Here is a 22,924-nt window from a genome sequence, read left to right as displayed (position 1 = left end):
TTAGTTTTTATTTACTGGTCTGTAGGTAGCTTTGCTGGAGGTTTAGACCTTTCTCAATCAGTTCGGACTGTAGCGCTTTGCTTTGTGTCTCTTGGATGCGTGAGATATACTCTGCTTCAAGCTTTTGGAACTGTTGAACTAAGCCTTTGCCATCGTTTCGGACGACTAATGGCATGTATAGGTAGCGCTCTTGCTCTACAGTGCGGAGGGGATAGAGCTGTAGTTTGAGCGCCTTGGCATTGGTGGCAATTGTGGCGTTGTCATTGGGTGTCTGTAGAGCCATAGGGACTTCAGTATCTGTCCATATTGGTACAAGAGGAGAGAGGAAAGGGTTCCCCACCTGTACCCAAGAGGTCGTGAGGAATGGGTCTTCCCCCTTCTGGACCCCTTCGACTAGTATCATTGAGCTGGTGCCGAAGCGGCAGATAAGATCGTCGGAGTCAATGTAGCGAACCTCCTCTTGCTCAGCCTGTGCTCTGAAGTCGGTCTCTAGCTGACTATTGTACATGGAGCGGCTGAAGTCGCTACCGATTAGCTGAACCGAGAAGTCCCCTGGCTGTACCTGACTAAATAGGTGGCTTGCTGTGCGGAAACGCACATAGCCGTAACCCTTGTCGGGTGTGCCAGTGAGTGAGTAGTTGGTGCGGAGTACATACCCTTCCGCTGCTTCGTTGGCGTCGAACTTCGTCCAAGACTCGTTGTTCACCTCGTAGAATGCGGCTCCACCTTCAGCGTCGATGACGCCAAAGTGTGCTGCAAGTCCCATAGGTCGTGGTAGGGTATTGAGTATCTGCTCGAAGTCGGAGAGTGTGCGGCACTCAGCAAGAGCCTTTTTCATAATCACCCCCTCTTGGTTTTCTAGTTCGCCTTTGTAGCCTACATTGACATTGAAAGAGGCGCTATTCATTATCGCAAAGCCGTGGCTATTGTGTCCACCCCATACGGATAGCCCAAGGGTATCAGAGTCATTGACGAGTCCCACGTAGTATCCTAGTGGGCTCTCGAAACGGCGCATATGATTGTCGTACTCCTCGGTATCTCGGAGTTTCCAAATCATAGGGCGACCATTATTGGTTGCCCGCCCTGATATTACAGCTGTAGTACACGCAATGGCGTTTGCACCCATCAGTAGGAGTAGTGCAAAGAACAGTAGTTTTGCCTTTTTCATGATTATGGTCTTTGATTATTTGGTTAGTAGTTCGCCGATAACGTAATTGCTGCCACCTACAAATAGTTTGGCTGCTCCTAGCTCTTTAGCTCGGGTGAGCGCCACCTGGTAAGCCTCGAGCACATCGCTGACCACTTCGCTACGGCGGATACCGACTTCGTGAGCTAGGGCTTGGAGCTCTGTAGCTGGGAGTGCTCTTTGGTTGTTGGCTTGGCAGAATATATAGTAAGCATCATGGGGAAAGCACGTCACGACATGGCGAACGTCCTTATCGCCTGCCATGCCAATCATCATTACCAGTCCGCCATGGCTTTGCCAATCCTCAAGCGTGGTAGAGAGGTATGCCCATGCATCGGGGTTGTGTCCGGTGTCGATAACTACCGTAGGAGTTCCAGACTGGAGTACCTCTAGCCTCCCACGGAGTCCGTAGTGCGGGAGTTTCTCTAGTCCTTTCTGTAGCGCATCGTGTGTAATGTTGTACCCCTTGTCTTTCAGTATTAATAGGGTTTGGAGTACGCCTCCAAAGTTCTCTATCTGGTAGCTGCCCATGAGCGGAAGGTGTAGGGTGCCGAAGTGATGGGTCACCACTTTGTACCCATCAGGCACTTGCGTGTACATGAGGATTTCTTCCGCTTTATCTGCCATCGTGAGAGGGGAGCCCATCTCTGCGGCACGAGCTTTTACTACTTCGGTAACTTCGGCTACGCTACTTCGGCTGAGTACGGTGGGGCTATTGGGTTTGATGATGCCAGCTTTCTCACCAGCGATAGCTGTAAGTGTGCCACCAAGAAATTGTGCATGGTCGTTGCTCACATTGGTAATCACGCTCACGAGGGGGGTAATCACATTGGTGCTATCGAGCCTGCCCCCCATGCCCACTTCTATTACTGCTATATCCACCTGCTCCTCTACGAAGTAGGCAAAAGCGAGCGCTGTAGTCAGCTCGAAGAAGGAAGGGGCGAGGTCCTTGGGCATCTTTGCCCTTATCTCCTTTACAAACCGGACGACATAGGCTTCGCTCACCATCTCGCCATTGATGCGTATGCGCTCACGGAAGTCTACTAAGTGGGGCGAGGTGAATAACCCTACTTTGAGTCCGCTCTCAGCGAGTGTGGCAGCAAGCATTGTACTAGTGGAGCCTTTGCCATTGGAGCCTGCTATGTGTAGCGTGGTCAGCTGTTTCTGTGGCGAACCACATAGAGCAAGAAGTGCTTCTACCCGCTCTAGCCCTGGTTTGTATCCCGATGCTCCCTCTTTCTCAAACTGTGGTAGTTGAGAGAATAAATATTCTGTTGTCTCTTGGTATGTCATTGAATTGTATTTTATTCTAGTCCTCAAATATAGCAATTATTATAATACGCAATTCTTCTACCGTGAGGCACCAATGCAGATGGGGCGTAACCACTCGTGTGTGATTGCGCCCCATTTATAATAGGTGTCTTAGTCCTTACGACGGCTTAGCGAGCTACGATGGTTACAATCATAGACATTTGGTCGTCGATAACGTTGTCTTTGAGGTCCTTGAAGATATTCTTCGATCCGTAGTTGACACCCCACTGTATGCGATCCAAGCGGATGGTGTCGCTCACTGCGGTAAAGGTGCCAGCACCCTCAGTTACCTGAGCCTCGAAACTGATGCTATTGGTGGTCTCCTTCATGGTGTGGTTGCCGGTAATCTTATTGTGTTCACTGTCGGCGATACGCTCGGCAGATACGATCTCGAAGGTAGAGACTGGGTATTTTGCTCCGTCTAATTAGTAGAGGTCAAGCATCATCTTGATCTCATTGTCGAATAGGGGCACCTCTACTTCGTGGTAACGAGAGAAGGAGGGGCTAAGGATGACAAGATACATCTTGCTCACCTCTATGCCGTAGTTGCGCTTCAGTATGGCTCGATACAAGTTCTGCTGAAGTACGGCATGGATAAACGGAGTATCGTCGAGATGCGCTAGTACACCATGCCCTTTCTGTCGGAAGTTACTGCGATTGGGGAGGAACTGGTCGCCCTGTTCGCGCCCCATACGACGGCTGCGCTTCCAATCGTATATAGCAAATGTGCCGTCGGGTAGCTTTACCAAGAGGTCTAGGGTGCCTGCAATCCAGTGTGCATCATCGTAGATCATCCATTCTGTACGATAAGGCTCTAGGCGATGGTCACGCACGAAATCCTCGAAGTAACGCATCTCGGTACAGATATCGAAGTTTCTTGCCATAGCTAGTCCCTCGGCTGCCTCTAGGTAGAGGTGCGTCTCGGTAGGCTCTCCTAGGAAGGTCCTTTCTATTTGAGTGTGTAGGAAGGTGCCTAGATTGCGAGCAATATAACCCTTGGTGTCTTGCTCTCTTCGCTTTTGCTCACGCTGGAGTGGCGAGAGGGTCTCATCCTTATTAATCCAAAAGTAGGGATCGTAAGGGTCAAAGAAAGAACTGATAAAGGCGGTCACTGAGGTTAGTGGCTCAATCCTCCCAATATGGGTATAGGTATGTGTTTCGGGGTCGAAGCGAAGCTCGCCATCCCGACTAGAAGTATTCCGAATATTATAGTTCATTTCTTGCTCCATTGTTACAGTCTCTTAGTCCTCAAGCATACTTTCTTGTAGTAGAAACGGCCTGTTAATGCTCTGCTTGAGAGAGATTAAGGTCTCTGTCGATACTACGCCATTTATCCCCTGTATCTTGCCATTGAGGATATGCATGAGGTGATCATTATTCTTTGCATAGAGCTTAATCAGCATGTTGTAGTGCCCTGTGGTATAGTTGCACTCTACCACTTCAGGGATCTTCTCAAGCTCTGTTACCACTGAGTCGTACAAAGACCCACGCTCTAGCCCGATACCTATGTAGGTAAAGGTAGAGAATCCTAGGGTCTTAAAGTTGATGTTCGTGCAGGAACCACCAATGATATCGCTTGCGATAAGGCGCTGGATGCGTTGGTGAATAGCTGCTCTGGATAGTTTACACGCCTCTGCAATCTCCATATAAGGTTTGCGGGCATCCTCAATCAGCATGTTGAGAATCTTAATGTCAATCTTATCTAACTTCTTCATATAAAGCAATTTTTCCTAAATCACGGACAAAGATACCAAAAAAGAAATTAGTAGTTTAATGTGACACCTTATAATAGGGAATTAAGACACCTTATTGATAGTTCTTGGGTGTATTATTTTTGTGTACATTTGTTAGGGATAACCTTGTCTGTGCTAGAGTGTATGAGAGGTAGTCCACTTGATATTTTGTATCTTTGCAGATACTATAAGGAGGTAAATTAGTATGAGTGAATTAAATATGATTGATTCCAGCTTGGTGGTGCTGGGTATAGAGTCTTCGTGTGATGATACAAGCGCAGCAATCTTGAGGGGTAACCGCCTCTTGAGCAATGTGATTGCGAGCCAAAAGGTACACGAGGAGTATGGGGGCGTGGTGCCTGAGCTGGCGAGCCGTGCCCACCTCAAGAATATCGTACCGGTGGTGAGTAGCGCAGTGAAGCGTGCAGGTATTGAGCTGTCAGATATAGATGCGATTGCCTATACTCGTGGTCCGGGCTTGCTGGGGAGCCTTTTGGTAGGGACTTCCTTTGCCAAGGGGCTTTCGGAGGGCTTGGGTATACCGATGGTGGATGTCAATCACCTACAAGCGCACGTGCTAGCGCACTTTGTACAGGAAGGGGATACCGATCGTGAGGTGCCTTCGTTCCCCTTCCTTTGTCTCTTAGTATCGGGTGGCAATTCGCAGATAATATTGGTGAAGAGTCCTTATGATATGGAGATTATCGGCAAGACCATTGATGATGCCGCTGGGGAGGCATTCGATAAATGCGCCAAGGTAATGGGACTAGGTTATCCTGGTGGTCCTTTGGTGAATAGACTAGGTAACCTAGGCAATCCCAATGCTTTCAAGTTCGCCAAACCGCGTATAGAGGGGTACGATTATAGCTTCAGTGGTCTCAAGACCTCCTTCCTCTACACCCTGAGAGATGAGCTAGCCAAGGATCCGGAGTTCGTGGAGAAAAATAAGGAAGACCTCTGTGCTTCGCTCCAGAAGACGATTGTGGATATCCTGATGCACAAACTAGAAAAGGCTGCAAAGGATCTTGGGATTAAGGAGGTCGCAGTCGCTGGAGGGGTCTCAGCCAATTCTGCCCTTCGGGATGCCTTCATAGCGTATGGTAAGCGGACTGGGAGCAAGGCGTATATCCCTCCATTCGCTTATACCACAGACAATGCTGCCATGGTAGCTATGGCAGGCGCCTTTCGCTTCGCTGCGGGGGAGCGTAGTTCGCTAGTCGATCCCCCTTATTCTCGTGTAGTAATATGAGTATAGCACAGATATTGATAGCCCAAGGTGCTACGCTGGCAACGGCAGAGAGCTGTACGGGCGGAAGGATTGCTAGTCTCCTCACACGCCAGGCAGGAGCTTCCGAATGGTATGTCGGGGGTGTAGTGGCTTATAGTCGATTGGCTAAGAAAGAGGTTCTTGGATTGACCTCCGAGTCTCTCTCCGCTGGTACAGTATCCGAGAAGTGTGCACGAGGTATGGCTCGGCATGCTGCCCTTTTGCTCAATGCCGATTACGCTGTAGCCACTACCGGGGTCTGTGGTCCATCGGAGTGTGAGGGCTTTCCCCCTTGCTACGTATGGGTAGCTGTGAAAACCCCTCGAGGAATATCTGCCTTCCTGGTTGAGTCGGAGGATAAAGGACGAGAAGGTAATATCGATTTTGTGGCTGCTGAGGCACTGAGACTACTGCAAGAGGAGATGGAACGATGACGGGTGCTCTGAAGCGATACTTTGGCTTCGATGGGTTTAGGGAGCACCAAGAGACGGTCGTGGGCAATGTGATTACAGAGCACGACCAGCTCGTCGTCTTACCCACCGGAGGCGGGAAGTCGCTCTGCTACCAGTTGCCTGCCCTGCTCATGGAGGGGTGTGCCATAGTCATCTCTCCACTTATCGCCCTTATGCGCGACCAAATCTTAGCGCTTCAGAAGCGAGGGATTACCGCAGCTACCATCAATAGTAGTGTCACTCCCGAATACCGCAATAGCGTAGAGCATGCCGTGAGAAGAGGCGAGGTCAAGCTCCTCTATCTAAGTCCGGAGACCCTGATGAGTGCTGCAGGGATGCAGCTCATCAAGCAAATGAAAGTATCGCTCATCGCTATTGATGAGGCACACTGTATCAGTCAGTGGGGGCATGACTTCCGCCCCGAGTATGCCCAGCTAGGTGTACTCAAAGACCAATTCCCCGATCGACCTATTATTGCTCTAACCGCTACTGCCGACCCCGCTACCCAGCAAGATATTATCCGACAGCTCCACCTGCATAATCCTATTGTTACCATTGGTAGCTTCGATCGCCCCAATATCTATCTCGAGGTGCGCCGCGGGCTAAAGAAGCAAGAGAAGCTTCGAGAGATTATCTCCTTTATAGAGAGCCGAGAGGTAGGTGCTTCGGGAATCATCTATTGTACCAAGCGCGACGATACCGAGATGCTTATGAAATATCTCAATAGCAAAGGACTAAAAGCCCTCTGCTATCATGCTTCTATGGGCAATCAAGAGCGGGATATGGTACATCGCCTCTTCCTCGCAGGTCAGGTGGATATCGTGGTGGCAACCGTTGCCTTCGGTATGGGTATTGATAAGCCCGATGTCCGCTGGGTCATACATTATAATATGCCCAAGAATATTGAGAGCTACTATCAGGAGATAGGAAGAGCTGGTCGTGATGGCGAGCGCTCCGATGCCTTGCTCTTCTACTCCTATTCAGATATCTTCGTGCTCCAGAAACTCATACAGAATACCCCTATGCAGCACCTATCGCGCTCCAAGATGGAGTACATGAAGCGGTACTGCGAGGGGAATGTGTGTCGGCGCCGCGTACTACTCGGGTACTTTGGTGCTGAGGTCGACGAAGACTGTGGTAAGTGTGATGTATGCCTAATGCCTAAGGGCAACCAATTCGATGGCACTGAGCTTGCCCAGAAAGCGATGAGCGCTGTGGCACGCACGCATCAGCAAATAGGTGTGGAGATGCTTATAGATATCCTCCGTGGTTCGCAACAAAGGCTTCTCCTCTCCAATGGTTACCATCTTATTCCCACCTACGGCGTAGGTAGAGACCTGAGTGCTTTGGCTTGGCGTGAATATATCTATCAGATGATAATGCTAGGGGTCATGAGCATAGACTATAGCGATAGAGCCAATCTCCATATCACACCGCTAGGTACAGATATTCTCTATGGTAGGAAGAGCCTACAACTCAAGCACTATCGCCCCCTGCCCCGAAAGTAAGGTGCTATACCACCACCACTCCAGTGGTCATATAAACCAAGGCAGCCCAGACCAACACAAATAGTGGCACGAGTAGCACAAAGCGCAAGTGCTTCGTCTTGTGCCTAAATACGACCATTCCCAATAGCGCACCCGCAGCACCACCTATAGCAGCGAGGGTCAGAAGAGTCGCTTCTGGTATGCGCCACTTCTGGTGTCTCGCTTTATACTTATCAACGCCGTATACCACAAAGGATACGGCGTTGATAATGAGTAGATAGGCTATTATGACGGTAAATATCATACCTATGCTATCTGTATATGATTACTGTAGGATATAGCGCAGCATCAGTAGTGCCACTACTATAATAAGTGTGATATTGAGGTCTTTCCACTGACCACTGATAAGCTTAACCAGGGCATAGCTGATCAGACCAAGAGCCATACCCTCGGCAATATTGTAGGTCAGGATCATGGTAATCATCGTAACAAAGGCGGGGAGCGCTTCGCTAATATCTCTTAGCTCAATATTCTTCACCGCATCCATCATCAGTACGCCTACCATTACGAGTGCACCTGTGGTAGCTGCCGAGGGGACTAGCAGGAATAGTGGGGCAAAGAATAGTGCGAGCAAAAAGAAGCCAGACGTTACAAGAGCTGTCATACCCGTACGCCCTCCTTCTGCAATTCCCGATGCACTCTCTACGAAGGTGGTCACAGTGGAAGTGCCCAATACTGCACCTACGGAGGTCGCCACAGCATCGGCCATCATAGCCTCCTTTACATTCTTCACATTGCCTTTCTCGTCCATCATTTCAGTGCCTGCTGCCGCTCCGATTAGCGTGCCGATGGTATTGAAGATATCCATAAATACGAGCGCAAAGATGGTCAGAGCCATGTCCATATTGAGTAGTGCCTTGAAGTCAAACTGTAGGAATGTTGCATCGAGGGACTTGGGTAATGAGACAGGCGAGAAGCCCTCGGTGAACTGCGTAACCCCCATAGGGATGCCGATGATGGTGGTGACCAAAATGCCGTAAAATAAAGCTCCTTTGACTTTCCTTGCCATCAGCACAGCACTCAGGATAATGCCAATACAAGCGAGAATCGCTGTAGGGGTAAACGCACCGAGCGTAACGAATGTAGCAGGATTGGCAACGATGATTCCGGCATTCTTCAGCCCTATAAAGGCAATGAACATACCGATGCCCGAAGATATCGCAAACCTTAGATTCACGGGGATACAGCGCACAATCTGTTGGCGGATATTGAGAACCGTGAGTAGGATAAATACAATACCCTCCACAAATACCGCTGCCAAAGCCGCTTGCCAGCTATAGCCCATTCCTTGGACGAGTGTAAAGGCAAAGAAGGCGTTGATACCCATACTCGGTGCTTGAGCAAAAGGGAGCTTAGCAAGAAAAGCTATCAGTATGGTACCGATGGCCGATGCCAGTGCTGTCGCAGTAAATACTGAGCCTTTGTCCATCCCAGTCGAACTAAGGATGTCAGGGTTCACCGCTAGTATATAGCTCATGGTGAGGAAGGTGGTGAGTCCTGCAATCAACTCAGTCCTCACGTTGTGTCTCGTAGGGTCGAACCCTAATGCTTTGAATACTTTGTTCATACTCGGTTGCCTAATGTCTGCTAATTAAAGCGTCGTATTATTTAGTGTGATTATTAAACGGCAAATGTACCTATTCTTGATAGTATCTCCAAGTGTAGCCGATTTGTACCGTATGTGTTCCTATAAGTTATTATCGGGAACAAGGCGATGAAGCAGAGAGCGACAGGAGCGTACTAGCGTACGTGACCAAGCCTGAATGCCGAAAGCAGCGCTGTAGTTTGCTTTCGTGCAACAGTCTCTATTGGTCGTAGTGTAGGTTACTTGCCTGAGCAAAGAAAGTCTCTCCCGGGAGAGACTCGAGTTTATATGGCGAAAAACTCAAGTCCCTCCCGGGAGAGACTTTCTTCGCTCAGTATAGAGCGAGTGTATAGACTACTAACTATTCGTTTTGCCTATATCAATAATAGGAAAATCTCTCACTAAACGTTTCGGTACTCTTCGGGACGGTTATACTTTTGCAACGTAAATTAAAAAGCAAAAGATTATGAGTCATCCAATTATTGTATGGTGTACGATAGCGGGTGTGCTATTGTTCGCCTTTGTATTCAGAGCTGTCGAATGGTATTATACCGAGTGTCGCCACAACAGCAGTAAGCCAAGACGTCTGTTTGAGTTCGGCAAGGAGAGGGAGATGTTCTATATCCCAGGGGATAATAACTATGACGACTTCGATGAGTAGTATGATGAGTAATCTTCCAAGCAATGCCCTTGCCTGTAAAATTGCTACATTTCTTGCCGATTATGCTTCGCTGCTATTGGGGTGCGGAGCTACTTGCATACGCATCGAAAAGAATACCCGTAGAATTGCAGACGCATTCGGTGTGGGCTTCGATATCTCTATAATGCCGAACCATGTCTATGTGTCGGTGCGGGGCACGGATCCATCAGTAAGCGGTGTCGCACTCCGTAGGACTGCCAATTGTGGGATAAGTTTCAACCTTAATGCCCAACTCAGTCGCCTGAGTTGGGAAGTCGCTGATAATCATCTTGATTTCGTAGAGTCGGTTGAGCGCTTAGATAAAATCCGAGAGACAAAGTCGACTGGAAAATGGGAAGTGTTATTACTCACAAGCCTCGCGAATGCTTCGTTTTGCCGACTATTCGGGGGTGATGCAGTGGCTATGCTGATAGTGTTTATCTCTACCCTTGCCGGCTACAGGCTGAAGCAGATTATGCTGGAGGACAAGCGTGATGTGCGTCTCACCTTTCTGTGTGCATCGTTTTTTTCTGCAGCCCTAAGCGCAGGAGGGCATGTTTTTGATATCGGCACCACTCCCGAGATCGCACTCAGCACGAGCGTGCTGTACCTTATCCCAGGGGTGCCGTATATCAACGCCGTCAGCGATATGCTCTACCGGCATTATCTGTGCGGGTTCAGTCGTTTCCTAGATGCCTTAGTTCTTACCGCTTGTTTATCGGTGGGGCTTTGTGCGGGGATGTTTATACTGGGGCTAAATTGGTTTTAGAGAGTTATGTGGAACGATATACTGATAAATATTTTTGAGGATGGATTGTTTGCAGCGATAGCAGCTATCGGTTTTTCTAGTATTAGCAATACGCCACGACGCGCCTACCCGACTTGTGCTCTTATTGCTGCCGCTGGTCATGCGATACGCTATGTGCTTACTTCGTCAGAGTTTGGAGCGATGCATATAATCCCAGCCAGCGCAGTGGCTTCATTCGCCATTGGCGTGCTTGCAGTGCTATTCGCATCGCGTATCAAATGCCCTGCCGAAGTCTGTTTCTTCCCTGCACTGTTGCCTATGATACCAGGGATGTATGCCTACCGAACCATCGAAGCCTTACTCTCCTGTCTATACCATACTCAGGAGGAAGCCTTCGGGCATTATTTTTATCTGCTGGCATACAACGGGCTGACCTGCTCATTCATTATACTAGGAATGGTTGTAGGAGCCACAATACCGGTATTTCTATTCAAAAAACTATCGTTTACCGCTACGAGATAAGCGTATTATTAATAAGTTTGCACAAGTATGGAATTAAGACAGTTAAGATATTTCGCTAAGGCTGCTGAGATGTTGAACTTCTCGGATGCGGCAAGGGCACTAAACATTGCCCAAAGCTCGCTTTCGCAGCAGATAAAACAACTGGAGGAAGAGCTGAATGTGCAGCTTTTCCTGCGTAGTAGTCATTCCATTCGCCTGACCGAAGCAGGGGAGGTGATGTTGCCCTTAGCCTTGCGTACGATTCACGATGCCGAAAATTGTGTAGACCGGATACATGACTTGCAGAAGTTGCTCACCGGGACATTGGATATAGGTGTTACCTATTCTTTCAGTCCGATACTGACAGAGACGGTGGTCTCATTTATGAAGATGTATCCACAAATTAAGCTCAATATTATCTATAAACCTATGAGCGAGCTTATGGATATGCTCGCCAAGCGTAATCTAGATTTCGTGCTTGCCTTTAAGCCCACCCATCCAATTGCCGATGTCGAGTCGCATATACTATTTCAGAATGGGCTATCGGCGGTGGTCAATACCAATCATCCGCTGGCTTGTAAGGAGAAGATAACGCTTGAGGAGCTTAAGAGTTATGGACTGGCGCTCCCGTCGAAGGGGCTACAGGCAAGGAATGCTTTTGATAGCCTTGTAACAGACTATAATGGTCTTAATATCTGCATTGAGTTGAACGAGGTGAATATACTGCTGAAACTTATTCGCCAGACGAGTCTCGTAACGGTACTTGCTGAAGACTCAATATATAACGAACGTGACGTGAAAGCGGTTACTCTCGATGTGCCTGACAATGAAATGGTCGGATGTGTCCATATCCTCAAGGATGCCTACCACAAAGAGTCTATGAAGGAATTTGTGCGCCTACTGGGCGAGTCACATGCTGTAAGAAAGCGCCAGAACTCATGGATATAGTGTGGAGGTAGGCTAGTCACCTTTATAAATTGAGAGGAGATGGAGCTATTGATATGTAGGGACTCTATTTCTCCGTTATTCGTTTTGGAATATTCCCTTTATGTGCCTTGCACAAAAGGTTGAGGGTATAGCTGCTTTTCGGAAATAAAACGACTGTTTTCTTGGAGGTTATGGAAATTTATCGTACCTTTGCCCACCGAAATGGTGTATTATATCCTCTCGGAGGGTTATCGCCGTGGAAGTGAGAGATTTGTTTAATAAGATAGGATAAGATGCCAACGATTCAACAACTGGTCCGCAAGGGTCGTATGACAATTGAGGAGAAGGGCAAGAGCCCTGCTTTGGATAGCTGCCCACAGCGCCGTGGTGTGTGTGTGCGTGTGTATACTACTACGCCTAAGAAGCCTAATTCGGCTATGCGTAAGGTGGCTCGTGTGCGTCTCACTAATGGTAAGGAGGTTAACTCCTATATCCCAGGTGAGGGTCACAATCTCCAAGAGCACTCAATCGTGCTGGTACGTGGTGGTCGTGTGAAGGACCTCCCAGGTGTGCGTTATCACATTGTGCGTGGTACGCTCGATACAGCAGGTGTAAATGGTCGTACTCAGCGCCGTAGTAAGTACGGAGTAAAGCGTCCTAAGCCAGGTGCAGCGCCAGCCGCTCCAGCTAAGGGTAAGAAAAAGTAAGAAGCCAATCTAGAAGGAGGCTTGCCTCGGGGAAGGGGCGTTGACCGAATGATGCACGGAGGTGCTCGGTCTGAATGAGGTGGATTTAATTTTAGACTTAATGAAATGGTGGCGGAGTGTGCTTCGTAATGCGCTCCTGTTTCAAGCCAAGGCTACCTAAGTGTAGCAAGGTGCCACTATAGTATCTGGAACTCGCGCTGCATGTGTGCAGGGTGTCGCCAATGCTAGTACATTTTATATATGTGTAGCACGCTAGTATGGCGTGGCGGAGTGGGTCGGTAGACTAGCTAGGTGAAGGAGAAGATAAGTGTAAGTGAGAGGGCTCACATGTGACCTGCCTTCGGGGTAGGGGTTCTGTACTGTGGGTTGTCTATTTGTAAGGCTCTAGGAGTGTGTGCTCTGGGAGTTAATCACAAACAGTTTTGATTTGGTCTTGGTGTCGAGACGGTCTTATTTTAAGAGACGCGCAGAGGAATGGCTGCGTAGGGAAGGGCTGGAGCGATGCAAGACAAGATACTTTTTTTGTAGTACAATATGAGAAAAGCAAAGCCAAGGAAGAGGCAAGTATTGCCTGATCCAGTGTATAATGATGTGGCAGTTACGAAGTTCGTAAACCACATGATGTATGATGGTAAGAAGAACCTCTCTTTTGAGATCTTCTACAAGGCACTGGAAATCGTAAAGAATAAGCTGGCGAACGAGGAGAAGAGCCCACTAGAGATCTGGAAGGCTGCCCTCGAGAACATCACCCCACAAGTGGAGGTGAAGACTCGCCGTATCGGTGGTGCAAACTTCCAGGTGCCTACCGAGATCCGCGCAGAGCGTAAGGAGTCTATCTCTATGAAGAATATGATTCTCTTCGCACGTAAGCGTGGCGGTAAGACAATGGCTGATAAGCTATCGGCTGAGATTATGGATGCTTACAACCAACAGGGTGGTGCATTCAAGCGTAAGGAAGATATGCACCGTATGGCAGAGGCTAACCGTGCCTTTGCACACTTCAGATTCTAAGTTAGGTTAAGAGAGAAAGGATAAAGGAAAGATGGCTAACACAACACATTTGGAGAGGACACGTAATATCGGTATCATGGCGCACATCGATGCCGGTAAGACCACTACCTCTGAGCGTATTCTATTCTATACTGGTCTTACCCACAAGATTGGTGAGGTGCATGATGGTGCAGCTACCATGGACTGGATGGAGCAGGAGCAGGAGCGTGGTATTACTATCACGAGTGCTGCGACTACTACTTTCTGGGAGTATAAGGGTGATAAGTATAAGATTAACCTAATCGACACTCCTGGTCACGTGGACTTTACTGTGGAGGTGGAGCGTTCGCTTCGCGTCCTCGATGGTACTGTAGCTGCGTTCTGTGCAGTTAGTGGTGTACAACCACAGAGTGAGACTGTATGGCGTCAGGCAGATAAGTACAAGGTGCCAAGAATCGCATACGTCAATAAGATGGACCGTAGCGGTGCTAACTTCTATGAGGTAGTACGCCAACTTAGGGAGATGCTTGGTGCTAATGCAGTGCCAATTCAGGTACCAATCGGTGCTGAGGAGACTTTCAAAGGTGTGGTAGACCTTATCACTATGAAGGCGCTTCTCTGGCATGATGAGGAGATGGGCGCTCGCTACAATGTAGAGGAGATTCCTGCTGATGTTAAGGCTGATGCTGAGGAGTGGCGCGATAAGTTGCTCGAGAGTCTTGCTGAGATCGATGAGCACCTCATGGAAAAGTACTTCGATGATCCTAGTACAATCACTGAGGATGAGGTGCGTGCTGCTATCCGCAAGGGTACAATCAATATGGAGATGAACCCTGTGATTTGTGGTACTTCATTCAAGAATAAGGGCGTACAGCCACTACTCGATGATGTATGTGCTTTCCTCCCTAGTCCTATTGATAATCCTACAGTAGAGGGTGTTGATCCTAGAGACCCTGAGACTGTGCTTACGCGTAATGTGGATGAGGATGAGCACCTTTGTGCACTCGCATTTAAGATTGCTACCGACCCTTATGTAGGTCGTCTATGCTTCTTCCGTGTGTATTCTGGTCACCTTGATGCAGGTAGCTACGTATACAACAGCCGTAGCGAGAAGAAGGAGCGTATCAGCCGCCTCTTCCAGATGCACTCTAACAAGCAAAATCCTATGGAGCGTATCAATGTAGGTGATATTGGCGCAGGAGTAGGGTTCAAGGATATCCGTACTGGTGATACTCTATGTGATGAGGCAGCTCCAATTACTCTCGAGAGTATGGACTTCCCAGATCCTGTGATCGGTATCGCAGTAGAGCCAAAGACTCAGAAAGATATGGATAAGCTTAGTATCGGTCTTTCCAAGCTAGCTGAGGAGGATCCAACCTTTACTGTGAAGACTAATGAGGAGACTGGTCAGACCGTTATCAGCGGTATGGGTGAGCTTCACCTTGAGATTATTATCGACCGTCTAAAACGAGAGTTTAAGGTTGAGTGTAACCAGGGTCGTCCACAGGTTAGCTATAAGGAGGCTATCACTGAGGCAGTAGAGCTTCGTGAGGTTTACAAGCGTCAGACTGGTGGTCGTGGTAAGTTCGCTGACATCATCGTTCGCCTTGAGCCTAAGGACAAGGAGTTTGAGGGTGACCTACAGTTTATCGATGAGGTTAAGGGAGGTAATATTCCACGTGAGTACATCCCAAGTGTTCAGAAGGGTTTTGAGCGTGCACTTAAGAATGGAGTTTTGGCTGGCTATCCAATGGACGGCTTGAAGGTTACTCTTCTCGATGGTTCGTTCCACCCAGTGGACTCTGACCAGCTTTCATTCGAGGTCTGCGCTATCCAGGCATTCAAGGAAGGTTGCGCTAAGGCACGTCCAGTACTTCTTGAGCCTATCATGGCAGTAGAGGTAGTGACTCCAGAGGAGAGCATGGGTGATGTTATCGGTGACCTTAATAAGCGTCGTGGTCAGGTAGAGGGTATGGAGACACACCGTAGTGGTGCTCGTATCGTGAAGGCTAAGACACCTCTTTCAGAGATGTTTGGTTATGTAACTGCGCTCCGTACGATCACTAGTGGTAGAGCTACCAGCTCAATGGTATTTAGCCACTTCGAGGAGATGAGTACTTCTAACGCTAAGGCGGTACTAGAGGAGGTAGATGGTCGCGTAGATCTCCTAAAGTAATAAGACAACAAAAGATTGTATTTAAGATATGAATCAAGTCATTAGAATCAAGATTAAGTCTTACGACCACGCTTTGGTTGATAAGTCGGCTGAGAAGATCGTGAAGGCAGTAGAGCCTACCGGTGTGACAGTTCGTGGACCTATTCCACTACCTACACACAAGCGTATCTTTACTGTAAACCGCTCTACCTTCGTTAATAAGAAGAGCCGTGAGCAGTTCCAGCTATCTACTTACAAGCGTTTGATCGACATCATCAATGCAGGTACATCTACAGTAGACGCTCTAGCTCGCCTAGAGCTTCCTAGCGGTGTAGAGATTGAGATCAAGACTGATATCTGATAGGTAGTTTAATAGAGAGGGTTATATATAGTAAACCATTAAGTTGAGACTGAAATGCCAGGATTAATAGGAAAGAAAGTCGGAATGACGTCCGTATTCAGTGCCGAGGGGAAGAACATCCCATGCACTGTTATCGAAGTAGGTCCTTGTGTGGTTACTCAGGTAAAAACTAGTGAGGTAGATGGCTATGCAGCTATCCAGTTGGGCTTCGAAGATAAGAAGGAGAAGCACACAACTAAGGCTGAAATGGGTCACTTCACTAAGGCAGGAGTAACACCAAAGAGACACTTGGCCGAGTTCACTGATTTTGACAAGGATTACAAGCTTGGTGATGTGATCAATGCGGAGATCTTCAATAACGTTACTTACGTAGACGTTATCGGTACCTCTAAGGGTAAGGGTTTCCAAGGCGTAGTGAAGCGTCACGGTTTCGGTGGTGTAGGTCAGACTACCCACGGTCAGAAGAATAGGCTACGCGCACCAGGTTCTATTGGTGCTTGTTCTACCCCAGCAAAGGTTGTTAAGGGTATGAAGATGGCAGGTCAGGACGGTAACCGTAGAGTTACTGTGGAGAACCTGCGAATTGTGAAAGTGCTCCCAGAGCAGAATGCCCTAGTCGTAAAGGGTAGTGTGCCAGGAGCTAAAGGTGCCATCTTATTAGTTAATATTTAAGCCACATGGAATTAAATGTATTGAACATCAACGGTCAGGAGACCGGACGTAAGGTTACTCTTGATGCTTCTGTATTCGGAGTAGAGCCTAATGATCATGTCATTTACTTAGACGTGAAGCGCTATTTGGCTAATAAGAGGCAGGGTACTCACAAGACCAAAGAGCGTGCAGAGGTTGCCTATAGTACCCGTAAGCTATTCCGTCAGAAGGGTACTGGTGGCGCTCGCCGTGGTAGTATCAAGAGCCCTCTTCTAAGAGGTGGTGGTACTGTCTTCGGACCTCGTCCACGTGACTATGAGCAGAAGATAAATAAGAAGGTAAAGCGCCTAGCACGTGTTTCTGCTTTGAGCTTGAAGGCTCAGGAGAATGCAATTGTAGTTGTTGAGGACTTCAACTTCGAGGCTCCAAAGACTAAACAATTTGCTGGTGTGCTTAAGGCTCTTCAGCTAAATGATGTAAAGAGCTTGATGCTCCTAGGTGGTCTGAATGAGACCCTCCTCAAGAGCTCTCGCAACATCCCAACCATCAGCATCATGCAGGCAGAGGATGTAAGTACTTACAACATCATGAACGCTAAGCAGCTTGTGCTCACAGAGAGCGCACTCACAATGCTTACCGATCTATTGGGTAAGGAGTAACGAGACACTTTAGATAATTAGAAGAGTATGAGAGGTATTTTAATACAACCAATTATTACTGAAAAGCAGAATGACATCACTGAGGCGATGTCTAACCGCTATGGCTTCAAGGTGGTTCGTAACGCTAACAAGTCCCAGATCAAGGAGGCTGTAGAGAAGATGTACGGTGTAAACGTGGTAAGCGTGAATACTGCTAACTACGATGGCAAACGTAAGAGCCGCTTCACTAAGGGTGGTCTTATCCAAGGTCGTACACCTGCTTTTAAGAAGGCAATCGTAACACTTAAGGAAGGACAGGTGATAGACTTCTTTAGTAACATTTGATAGAAAATGGGAATACGTAAATTAAAGCCCACTACGCCTGGGCAAAGACATAAGATTATCGGTGCATTTGATAAGATCACTAAGAGTACACCGGAGAAGTCTCTAACTGTATCGAAGAAAAGTACTGGTGGGCGTAACAACACCGGTAAGATGACGGTACGTAATATCGGAGGTGGTCACAAGAAATTGTACCGCATTATCGATTTTAAGAGAAGGAAAGATGGTATTCCTGCTACAGTAAAGGCTATTGAGTATGATCCAAACAGATCTTCTCGTATTGCACTGCTTTACTATGCTGATGGTGAAAAGGCATATATTGTAGCTCCTGATGGCCTTGAGGTAGGTGCTACCGTGATGAGTGGTGAGACTGCTGCTCCTGAGATCGGTAACGCTCTTCCACTTGGTAAGATCCCTGTGGGTACTGTTATCCACAATATTGAGCTTCGCCCTGGTCAGGGTGCTAAGCTTGTGAGAAGTGCAGGCTCTTTTGCTCAGCTTACTTCTCGTGAGGGTACTTACGTAGTAATCAAGATGCCTAGCGGTGAGGTTCGCCGTATCCTAGCAGCTTGTAAGGCTACTATCGGTAGCGTAGGTAATTCAGACCACGCACTAGAGCGTAGCGGTAAGGCTGGTAGAAGCCGCTGGTTGGGTCGTCGTCCACGTGTACGTGGTGTAGTAATGAACCCAGTTGATCACCCAATGGGTGGTGGTGAAGGCCGTGCATCTGGAGGTCATCCACGCAGCCGTACAGGCCTGTATGCTAAGGGTCTTAAGACTCGTGCACCTAAGAAGCACTCCTCAAAGTATATCATTGAGGGTCGCAAGAAGAAGCGTAAGTAAGGGTGTAATAAGTATTTGAACAAACTTAATAGACTGAAATAAGATATGAGTCGTTCACTAAAGAAAGGACCTTACATCGAGCTAAAGCTTGAGAAGCGCGTACTTGAGATGAATGAGAGCGGTAAGAAGAATGTCATCAAGACATGGAGCCGCGCATCTATGATCTCTCCAGACTTCGTAGGTCACACTATAGCTGTACACAATGGGAATAAGTTTATCCCAGTATTCGTAACTGAGAACATGGTAGGTCACAAGTTGGGCGAGTTCGCTCCAACACGTACTTTCCGCGGTCACGGTGGTAATAGAAAGTAACCCCTCCACGGGACAATAATAAATTAGAAAAGTAACTAATATGGGTAAAAGGAAGAAGCTAGCCGCTGAGCAACGCAAGGAGGCTCGCAGTACTCAGTACTTTGCTAGGCTTGTCAATATCCCTTCCTCTCCACGTAAGATGCGTTTGGTAGCGGATATGGTACGTGGTATGGAGGTGAATAAGGCACTTGGCGTACTCAGGTATTCAAGCAAGCAGGCTGCAGACTCAGTTGAGAAGCTCCTTAGGAGTGCAATCTCTAACTGGGAGCAGAAGAATGCTCGTCAGGCAGAGGAAGGCGAGCTATATGTGTCTAAGATTTTCGTTGACGAGAGCATCACGCTCAAGCGTCTTCGTCCAAGGGCACAAGGACGTGGTACACGTATCCGTAAGAGGAGTAACCACCTGACAATTTTTGTTGATACACTTCCTAGCAGGGAGGAGAATTAAGCACATTCTAAGCATATAATTTGTAGATGGGACAAAAGACTAATCCAATAAGCAATCGCTTAGGAATCGTTAGGGGTTGGGACTCCAACTGGTTCGGTAAGAAAAGTGAGCTTGCCGATACCCTCCTAGAGGATCACAAGCTTCGGACATATCTAGAGGCTCGCCTCTCACGTGCAAGCGTTTCTAAGATCGTAATCGAGCGCACACTCAAGCTCGTGACTATCACTGTATGTACTGCTCGCCCTGGTCATATCATTGGTCGCGGTGGTTCAGAAGTTGATAAGCTACGTGCCGAGCTAAAGCGCTTTACCGACAAGGAAGTACAGATCAATATCTTCGAAATCCGTCGTCCTGATATCGACGCTCGAATCGTAGCAGAGAGTATCGCACGCCAGCTCGAAGGTCGTATGAACTATCGTCGTGCTGTAAAGCAGGCTGTAGGTAATGCAATGCGCTCTGGTGCTGAGGGTATCAAGGTGCAGTTGAGCGGTAGGCTCAATGGCGCTGAGATGGCTCGTAGCGAAATGTTTAAGGAGGGCCGCACGCCATTGCACACACTCCGTGCTGATATCGACTATGCACTAGAAGAGGCTCGTACCAAGGTAGGTGCTATCGGTGTAAAGGTATGGGTGTGCCTTGGTGAGGTTTATGGCAAGCGTGACCTTGCACCTGACTTCACACAGCAGAGGGACAATCGTGGTGGTCGCCGTGATGGTGGTAATCGTGGTAATCGTGGTGGACGTGGTGGTCGCGGTGGACGTGATCGTCGCAACGACCGTCGCAACAACGATCGCTAATCCTCCACTAAGTTTTAAACAGAAGAAAGGACATAAGATATGTTACAACCAAAGAAGACCAAGTTTAGAAGGCAGCAAAAGGGTCGCATGAAGGGTGATGCTCACCGTGGCAATCAGCTTGCTTTTGGCTCTTTCGGCATCAAGTCGCTTCAATCTTGCTGGATTACTGGTCGCCAAATCGAGGCGGCACGTATCGCAGTAACGAGATACATGCAGCGTCAGGGTCAGGTATGGGTACGCATCTTCCCAGATAAGCCTATCACTGCTAAGCCAGCAGAGGTACGTATGGGTAAGGGTAAGGGTAATCCAGAGGGCTTCGTAGCTCCAGTGACCCCAGGTCGTATGCTATTCGAGGTAGAAGGCGTTAGTTATGAGATTGCTAAGGAGGCACTCCGCCTAGCAGCTCAGAAGCTTCCTGTGACCACCAAGTTTGTGGTTCGCCGAGATTACGAGTTTTAATTTCTGTACCAGATAGATTTTTTAGATTATGAAGAATAATGAACTAAGAGACCTCTCGGTGCAGGAGCTGAAGGAGAGAATTGAGACTGAGACGGTGAAGTATCAGAGAATGGCGCTACAGCACAAGGTTAGCCCACTGGACAAGCCATCTACCCTGAATGATCAGCGCAAGCTGGTTGCTCGTCTCCATACGATCCTCAACGAGAAGGCAGGTATTAACGAATAAGAGTCGCTCTAAGAGATGGAAAAGAGAAGTTTAAGGAAGGTAAGACAGGGCGTCGTATCCAGCAATAAGATGGACAAGTCTGTCACAGTAGCTGTAAAGTGGAAGGAGAAGCATCCTATCTACGGTAAGTTCGTGAATAAGACTAAGAAGTTCCATGCTCATGATGAGAATAACGAGTGTAACGAAGGTGACACCGTTAGGATCATGGAGACCCGCCCACTAAGCCGTACCAAGCGCTGGAGAGTTATCCAGATCGTGGAGAGAGCGAAGTAATTTTTTAGCAGATTTGTAGAGTAATCTATTATGATACAACAAGAGTCAAGACTGTCTGTAGCTGATAACAGCGGCGCCAAGGAGGTGCTCTGCATCCGTGTACTAGGCGGTACTCGTCGCAGGTATGCTTCGATCGGTGATGTGATCGTTGTGACCGTCAAGAGTGCTATCCCAGGTAGCGATGTAAAGAAGGGCACAGTGTCTAAGGCACTTATCGTTAGGACTAGGAAAGAGATCCGTCGTGCTGATGGCTCATACATCCGTTTCGATGACAACGCATGTGTGTTGCTCAATAATGCAGGTGATATCCGTGCTACCCGTATCTTCGGTCCAGTAGCTCGTGAGATCCGTGCCGTGAATATGAAGGTTGTCTCACTTGCACCTGAGGTGCTCTAATTTATAAGGAAAGGACATACGAATTATGGCAAAGTTTCATATAAAGAAGGGCGATACCGTATTTGTAAATGCGGGTAATGACAAGGGCAAGACTGGTCGCGTACTCTTCGTGGATACCAAGAAGAACCGTGCACTAGTAGAAGGCCTCAATATGATCACTAAGCGTACCAAGCCAAGCGCACAGCACCCACAGGGTGGTATGGTACACACCGAGGGATCTATCCATATCTCCAACCTCAACCCTGTAGATCCCAAGACTGGGGCTCCTACAAGGGTAGGTCGTCGCCGCAATGAGGAGGGCAAGCTAGAGCGCTACTCCAAGAAGTCAGGCGAGCTACTGAAGTAATTAATGCGAAATAGCTGATTTGAGATGGCTACAGATAATTTGAAGAAAGACTATAGCGAGCGCATTGTGCCCCTGCTGATGAAGCAGTTTGGCTACAGCAGCATAATGCAGGTGCCTGCCCTTACCAAGATTGTGATCAATCAGGGTCTTGGTGCAGCTACCGCTGATAAGAAGCTGATCGAGATTGCACAGGGTGAGCTCGCACTTATTACTGGTCAGAAGCCAGTAGTTACTTACTCCAAGAAGGATATCTCCAATTTCAAGCTCCGTAAGGGTAACCCTATCGGTGTGATGGTGACCCTCAGGAGAGAGAAGATGTATGAGTTCCTTGAGAGGCTAATCCGTATCGCCCTACCACGTATTCGTGACTTCAAGGGTGTAGAGAGTCGCCTTGATGGCCGTGGTAATTATACCCTTGGCATCACCGAGCAGATCATCTTCCCAGAGATCAATCTTGATAGCGTCAGCAAGATCATGGGTATGAACATCACTTTCGTGACTACTGCCCAGACCGACGAAGAGGGCTTCGCACTCCTAAAGGAGTTCGGTATCCCTTTCAAGAAGAACGAAAACTAAGGAAGGAAATAACGATATGGCAAAAGAATCAATGAAAGCGCGCGAGCGCAAGAGAGCCAAGTTGGTAGCTAAGTACGCAGCAAAGCGTGAGCAGCTTAAGGCAGAGGGAGACTACGAAGGTCTTCAGAAACTTCCTAAGAATGCCAGCCCAGTGCGTCTCCACAATCGTTGCAGTATCACTGGTCGTCCAAAGGGCTTCATCAGGCTCTTCGGTATCTCCAGGATCCAGTTCCGCGAGATGGCATCTAAGGGTCTTATTCCTGGTGTCAAGAAGGCTAGCTGGTAATTCCCAGCTAAGAGTGACGGTTACAGGTGGGAGCTATACGGAATGGGTATAGCTCCTTACCGTAACGGCTACGCCAAGTGCCTAATTATATAGGTGCTTGGCGTAGCCGTTTTGTAACACTCCCAAAGGTGTAACGTAACGTAACTCTCCCAAAACGGGCGTATTGTGGCGGTTTATTATTA

The 22,924-nt window shown here is 48.1% G+C and carries 31 protein-coding genes and 1 pseudogene; 25 read left to right on the top strand and 7 right to left on the bottom strand.

Features of this window, described 5'->3' with window-relative positions; genetic code table 11:
• Positions 1-7: 7 nt before the first annotated feature.
• The 5 genes and pseudogenes from IX315_RS07560 to IX315_RS07540 form a co-directional block, all read right to left on the bottom strand.
• Positions 8-1,168 (bottom strand): carcinine hydrolase/isopenicillin-N N-acyltransferase family protein, encoded by a 1,161-nt coding sequence (locus IX315_RS07560; protein WP_211639461.1) that lies wholly within the window; start codon positions 1,166-1,168, stop codon positions 8-10.
• A gap of 15 nt (positions 1,169-1,183) precedes the next feature.
• Positions 1,184-2,479 (bottom strand): bifunctional folylpolyglutamate synthase/dihydrofolate synthase, encoded by a 1,296-nt coding sequence (locus IX315_RS07555; RefSeq protein WP_018359010.1) that lies wholly within the window; start codon positions 2,477-2,479, stop codon positions 1,184-1,186.
• A gap of 146 nt (positions 2,480-2,625) precedes the next feature.
• Positions 2,626-2,910 (bottom strand): annotated as a pseudogene (locus IX315_RS07550) (YceI family protein); the annotation flags it as partial.
• A gap of 12 nt (positions 2,911-2,922) precedes the next feature.
• Entirely contained in the window at positions 2,923-3,726 is an 804-nt protein-coding gene (locus IX315_RS07545) for a hypothetical protein (protein WP_018359008.1), read from the bottom strand.
• Positions 3,727-3,738: 12 nt separating this feature from the next.
• A complete protein-coding gene (locus IX315_RS07540; protein ID WP_018359007.1) occupies positions 3,739-4,212 on the bottom strand; it encodes an Lrp/AsnC ligand binding domain-containing protein in 474 nt (157 codons plus the stop codon).
• 223 nt (positions 4,213-4,435) lie between these two features.
• Between IX315_RS07540 and tsaD the strand changes: the two genes are divergently transcribed.
• Genes tsaD through IX315_RS07525 form a run of 3 tightly spaced genes read left to right on the top strand, consistent with a single transcriptional unit; the run spans position 4,436 to position 7,457 of the window.
• Entirely contained in the window at positions 4,436-5,479 is a 1,044-nt protein-coding gene (gene tsaD / locus IX315_RS07535) for a tRNA (adenosine(37)-N6)-threonylcarbamoyltransferase complex transferase subunit TsaD (protein ID WP_244973123.1), read from the top strand.
• Positions 5,476-5,931, top strand: coding sequence for a CinA family protein (locus tag IX315_RS07530; protein WP_018359005.1), 456 nt, complete (start codon positions 5,476-5,478; stop codon positions 5,929-5,931). The genes tsaD and IX315_RS07530 overlap by 4 nt, the downstream gene beginning before the upstream one ends.
• Positions 5,928-7,457, top strand: a complete 1,530-nt coding sequence (locus IX315_RS07525) for a RecQ family ATP-dependent DNA helicase (protein WP_134849131.1) — start codon at positions 5,928-5,930, stop codon at positions 7,455-7,457. Before IX315_RS07530 ends, IX315_RS07525 begins: the two co-directional genes overlap by 4 nt.
• 4 nt (positions 7,458-7,461) lie before the next feature.
• Here IX315_RS07525 and IX315_RS07520 read toward each other — a convergent pair whose 3' ends face one another.
• Both IX315_RS07520 and IX315_RS07515 read right to left on the bottom strand, forming a co-directional pair.
• On the bottom strand, positions 7,462-7,740 hold the full coding sequence (locus IX315_RS07520) for a DUF1294 domain-containing protein (RefSeq protein ID WP_018359003.1): 279 nt from the start codon (positions 7,738-7,740) through the stop codon (positions 7,462-7,464).
• 21 nt (positions 7,741-7,761) lie between these two features.
• Positions 7,762-9,063, bottom strand: coding sequence for an NCS2 family permease (locus IX315_RS07515; protein WP_018359002.1), 1,302 nt, complete (start codon positions 9,061-9,063; stop codon positions 7,762-7,764).
• A gap of 484 nt (positions 9,064-9,547) precedes the next feature.
• Here IX315_RS07515 and IX315_RS07510 point away from each other — a divergent pair, with 484 nt between their 5' ends.
• The 22 genes from IX315_RS07510 (at position 9,548) to rpsN (ending at position 22,742) form a co-directional block, all read left to right on the top strand.
• Positions 9,548-9,742: a hypothetical protein gene (locus IX315_RS07510; RefSeq protein ID WP_211637067.1), complete on the top strand. Its 195-nt coding sequence runs from the start codon at positions 9,548-9,550 to the stop codon at positions 9,740-9,742.
• 1 nt (position 9,743) lies between these two features.
• On the top strand, positions 9,744-10,529 hold the full coding sequence (locus IX315_RS07505; RefSeq protein ID WP_244973122.1) for a threonine/serine exporter family protein: 786 nt from the start codon (positions 9,744-9,746) through the stop codon (positions 10,527-10,529).
• A 6-nt stretch (positions 10,530-10,535) separates the two neighbouring features.
• On the top strand, positions 10,536-11,030 hold the full coding sequence (locus IX315_RS07500; RefSeq protein ID WP_211637065.1) for a threonine/serine exporter family protein: 495 nt from the start codon (positions 10,536-10,538) through the stop codon (positions 11,028-11,030).
• Positions 11,031-11,057: 27 nt separating this feature from the next.
• Positions 11,058-11,957, top strand: coding sequence for a LysR substrate-binding domain-containing protein (locus IX315_RS07495; protein WP_211637053.1), 900 nt, complete (start codon positions 11,058-11,060; stop codon positions 11,955-11,957).
• Between the two features lie 272 nt (positions 11,958-12,229).
• Positions 12,230-12,643, top strand: a complete 414-nt coding sequence (gene rpsL, locus IX315_RS07490) for a 30S ribosomal protein S12 (RefSeq protein ID WP_018358857.1) — start codon at positions 12,230-12,232, stop codon at positions 12,641-12,643.
• Between the two features lie 534 nt (positions 12,644-13,177).
• On the top strand, positions 13,178-13,654 hold the full coding sequence (rpsG, locus tag IX315_RS07485; RefSeq protein WP_018358858.1) for a 30S ribosomal protein S7: 477 nt from the start codon (positions 13,178-13,180) through the stop codon (positions 13,652-13,654).
• Between the two features lie 31 nt (positions 13,655-13,685).
• Complete coding sequence (gene fusA, locus IX315_RS07480) at positions 13,686-15,809, top strand: elongation factor G (RefSeq protein WP_211637034.1); 2,124 nt, start codon at positions 13,686-13,688, stop codon at positions 15,807-15,809.
• Between the two features lie 28 nt (positions 15,810-15,837).
• A complete protein-coding gene (rpsJ, locus tag IX315_RS07475; RefSeq protein ID WP_018358860.1) occupies positions 15,838-16,149 on the top strand; it encodes a 30S ribosomal protein S10 in 312 nt (103 codons plus the stop codon).
• A 54-nt stretch (positions 16,150-16,203) separates the two neighbouring features.
• A complete protein-coding gene (gene rplC, locus IX315_RS07470; RefSeq protein WP_026215728.1) occupies positions 16,204-16,821 on the top strand; it encodes a 50S ribosomal protein L3 in 618 nt (205 codons plus the stop codon).
• Positions 16,822-16,826: 5 nt separating this feature from the next.
• The gene (gene rplD, locus IX315_RS07465) at positions 16,827-17,459 is read left to right on the top strand and encodes a 50S ribosomal protein L4 (RefSeq protein ID WP_018358862.1); all 633 of its coding nucleotides are present in this window, start codon (positions 16,827-16,829) and stop codon (positions 17,457-17,459) included.
• Positions 17,460-17,486: 27 nt separating this feature from the next.
• The gene (rplW, locus tag IX315_RS07460; protein WP_211638205.1) at positions 17,487-17,783 is read left to right on the top strand and encodes a 50S ribosomal protein L23; all 297 of its coding nucleotides are present in this window, start codon (positions 17,487-17,489) and stop codon (positions 17,781-17,783) included.
• A gap of 6 nt (positions 17,784-17,789) precedes the next feature.
• Complete coding sequence (gene rplB / locus IX315_RS07455) at positions 17,790-18,623, top strand: 50S ribosomal protein L2 (protein WP_018358864.1); 834 nt, start codon at positions 17,790-17,792, stop codon at positions 18,621-18,623.
• A 45-nt stretch (positions 18,624-18,668) separates the two neighbouring features.
• Positions 18,669-18,935, top strand: coding sequence for a 30S ribosomal protein S19 (gene rpsS / locus IX315_RS07450; protein ID WP_018358865.1), 267 nt, complete (start codon positions 18,669-18,671; stop codon positions 18,933-18,935).
• A 40-nt stretch (positions 18,936-18,975) separates the two neighbouring features.
• A complete protein-coding gene (rplV, locus tag IX315_RS07445) occupies positions 18,976-19,383 on the top strand; it encodes a 50S ribosomal protein L22 (protein ID WP_018358866.1) in 408 nt (135 codons plus the stop codon).
• A gap of 26 nt (positions 19,384-19,409) precedes the next feature.
• A complete protein-coding gene (gene rpsC, locus IX315_RS07440; RefSeq protein ID WP_018358867.1) occupies positions 19,410-20,180 on the top strand; it encodes a 30S ribosomal protein S3 in 771 nt (256 codons plus the stop codon).
• Positions 20,181-20,219: 39 nt separating this feature from the next.
• A complete protein-coding gene (rplP, locus tag IX315_RS07435; protein ID WP_018358868.1) occupies positions 20,220-20,639 on the top strand; it encodes a 50S ribosomal protein L16 in 420 nt (139 codons plus the stop codon).
• Between the two features lie 28 nt (positions 20,640-20,667).
• Positions 20,668-20,865 (top strand): 50S ribosomal protein L29, encoded by a 198-nt coding sequence (rpmC, locus tag IX315_RS07430; protein ID WP_018358869.1) that lies wholly within the window; start codon positions 20,668-20,670, stop codon positions 20,863-20,865.
• Positions 20,866-20,880: 15 nt separating this feature from the next.
• Positions 20,881-21,138 carry a 30S ribosomal protein S17 gene (gene rpsQ, locus IX315_RS07425; protein WP_018358870.1) on the top strand — a complete coding sequence of 86 codons (258 nt, stop codon included), beginning with the start codon at positions 20,881-20,883 and terminating at the stop codon, positions 21,136-21,138.
• A gap of 30 nt (positions 21,139-21,168) precedes the next feature.
• A complete protein-coding gene (gene rplN / locus IX315_RS07420; RefSeq protein ID WP_018358871.1) occupies positions 21,169-21,534 on the top strand; it encodes a 50S ribosomal protein L14 in 366 nt (121 codons plus the stop codon).
• A 25-nt stretch (positions 21,535-21,559) separates the two neighbouring features.
• Complete coding sequence (rplX, locus tag IX315_RS07415) at positions 21,560-21,880, top strand: 50S ribosomal protein L24 (RefSeq protein WP_018358872.1); 321 nt, start codon at positions 21,560-21,562, stop codon at positions 21,878-21,880.
• A gap of 24 nt (positions 21,881-21,904) precedes the next feature.
• Positions 21,905-22,456 (top strand): 50S ribosomal protein L5, encoded by a 552-nt coding sequence (gene rplE, locus IX315_RS07410; protein ID WP_018358873.1) that lies wholly within the window; start codon positions 21,905-21,907, stop codon positions 22,454-22,456.
• 16 nt (positions 22,457-22,472) lie between these two features.
• Positions 22,473-22,742: a 30S ribosomal protein S14 gene (gene rpsN / locus IX315_RS07405; RefSeq protein WP_134849793.1), complete on the top strand. Its 270-nt coding sequence runs from the start codon at positions 22,473-22,475 to the stop codon at positions 22,740-22,742.
• Positions 22,743-22,924 lie beyond the last annotated feature (182 nt).

The organism is Porphyromonas levii, assembly GCF_018206105.1.
Lineage (GTDB): Bacteria > Bacteroidota > Bacteroidia > Bacteroidales > Porphyromonadaceae > Porphyromonas_A > Porphyromonas_A levii.
Note: the sequence above shows the minus strand (reverse complement) of the source record. Positions and strands in the feature narration are given on the sequence as shown.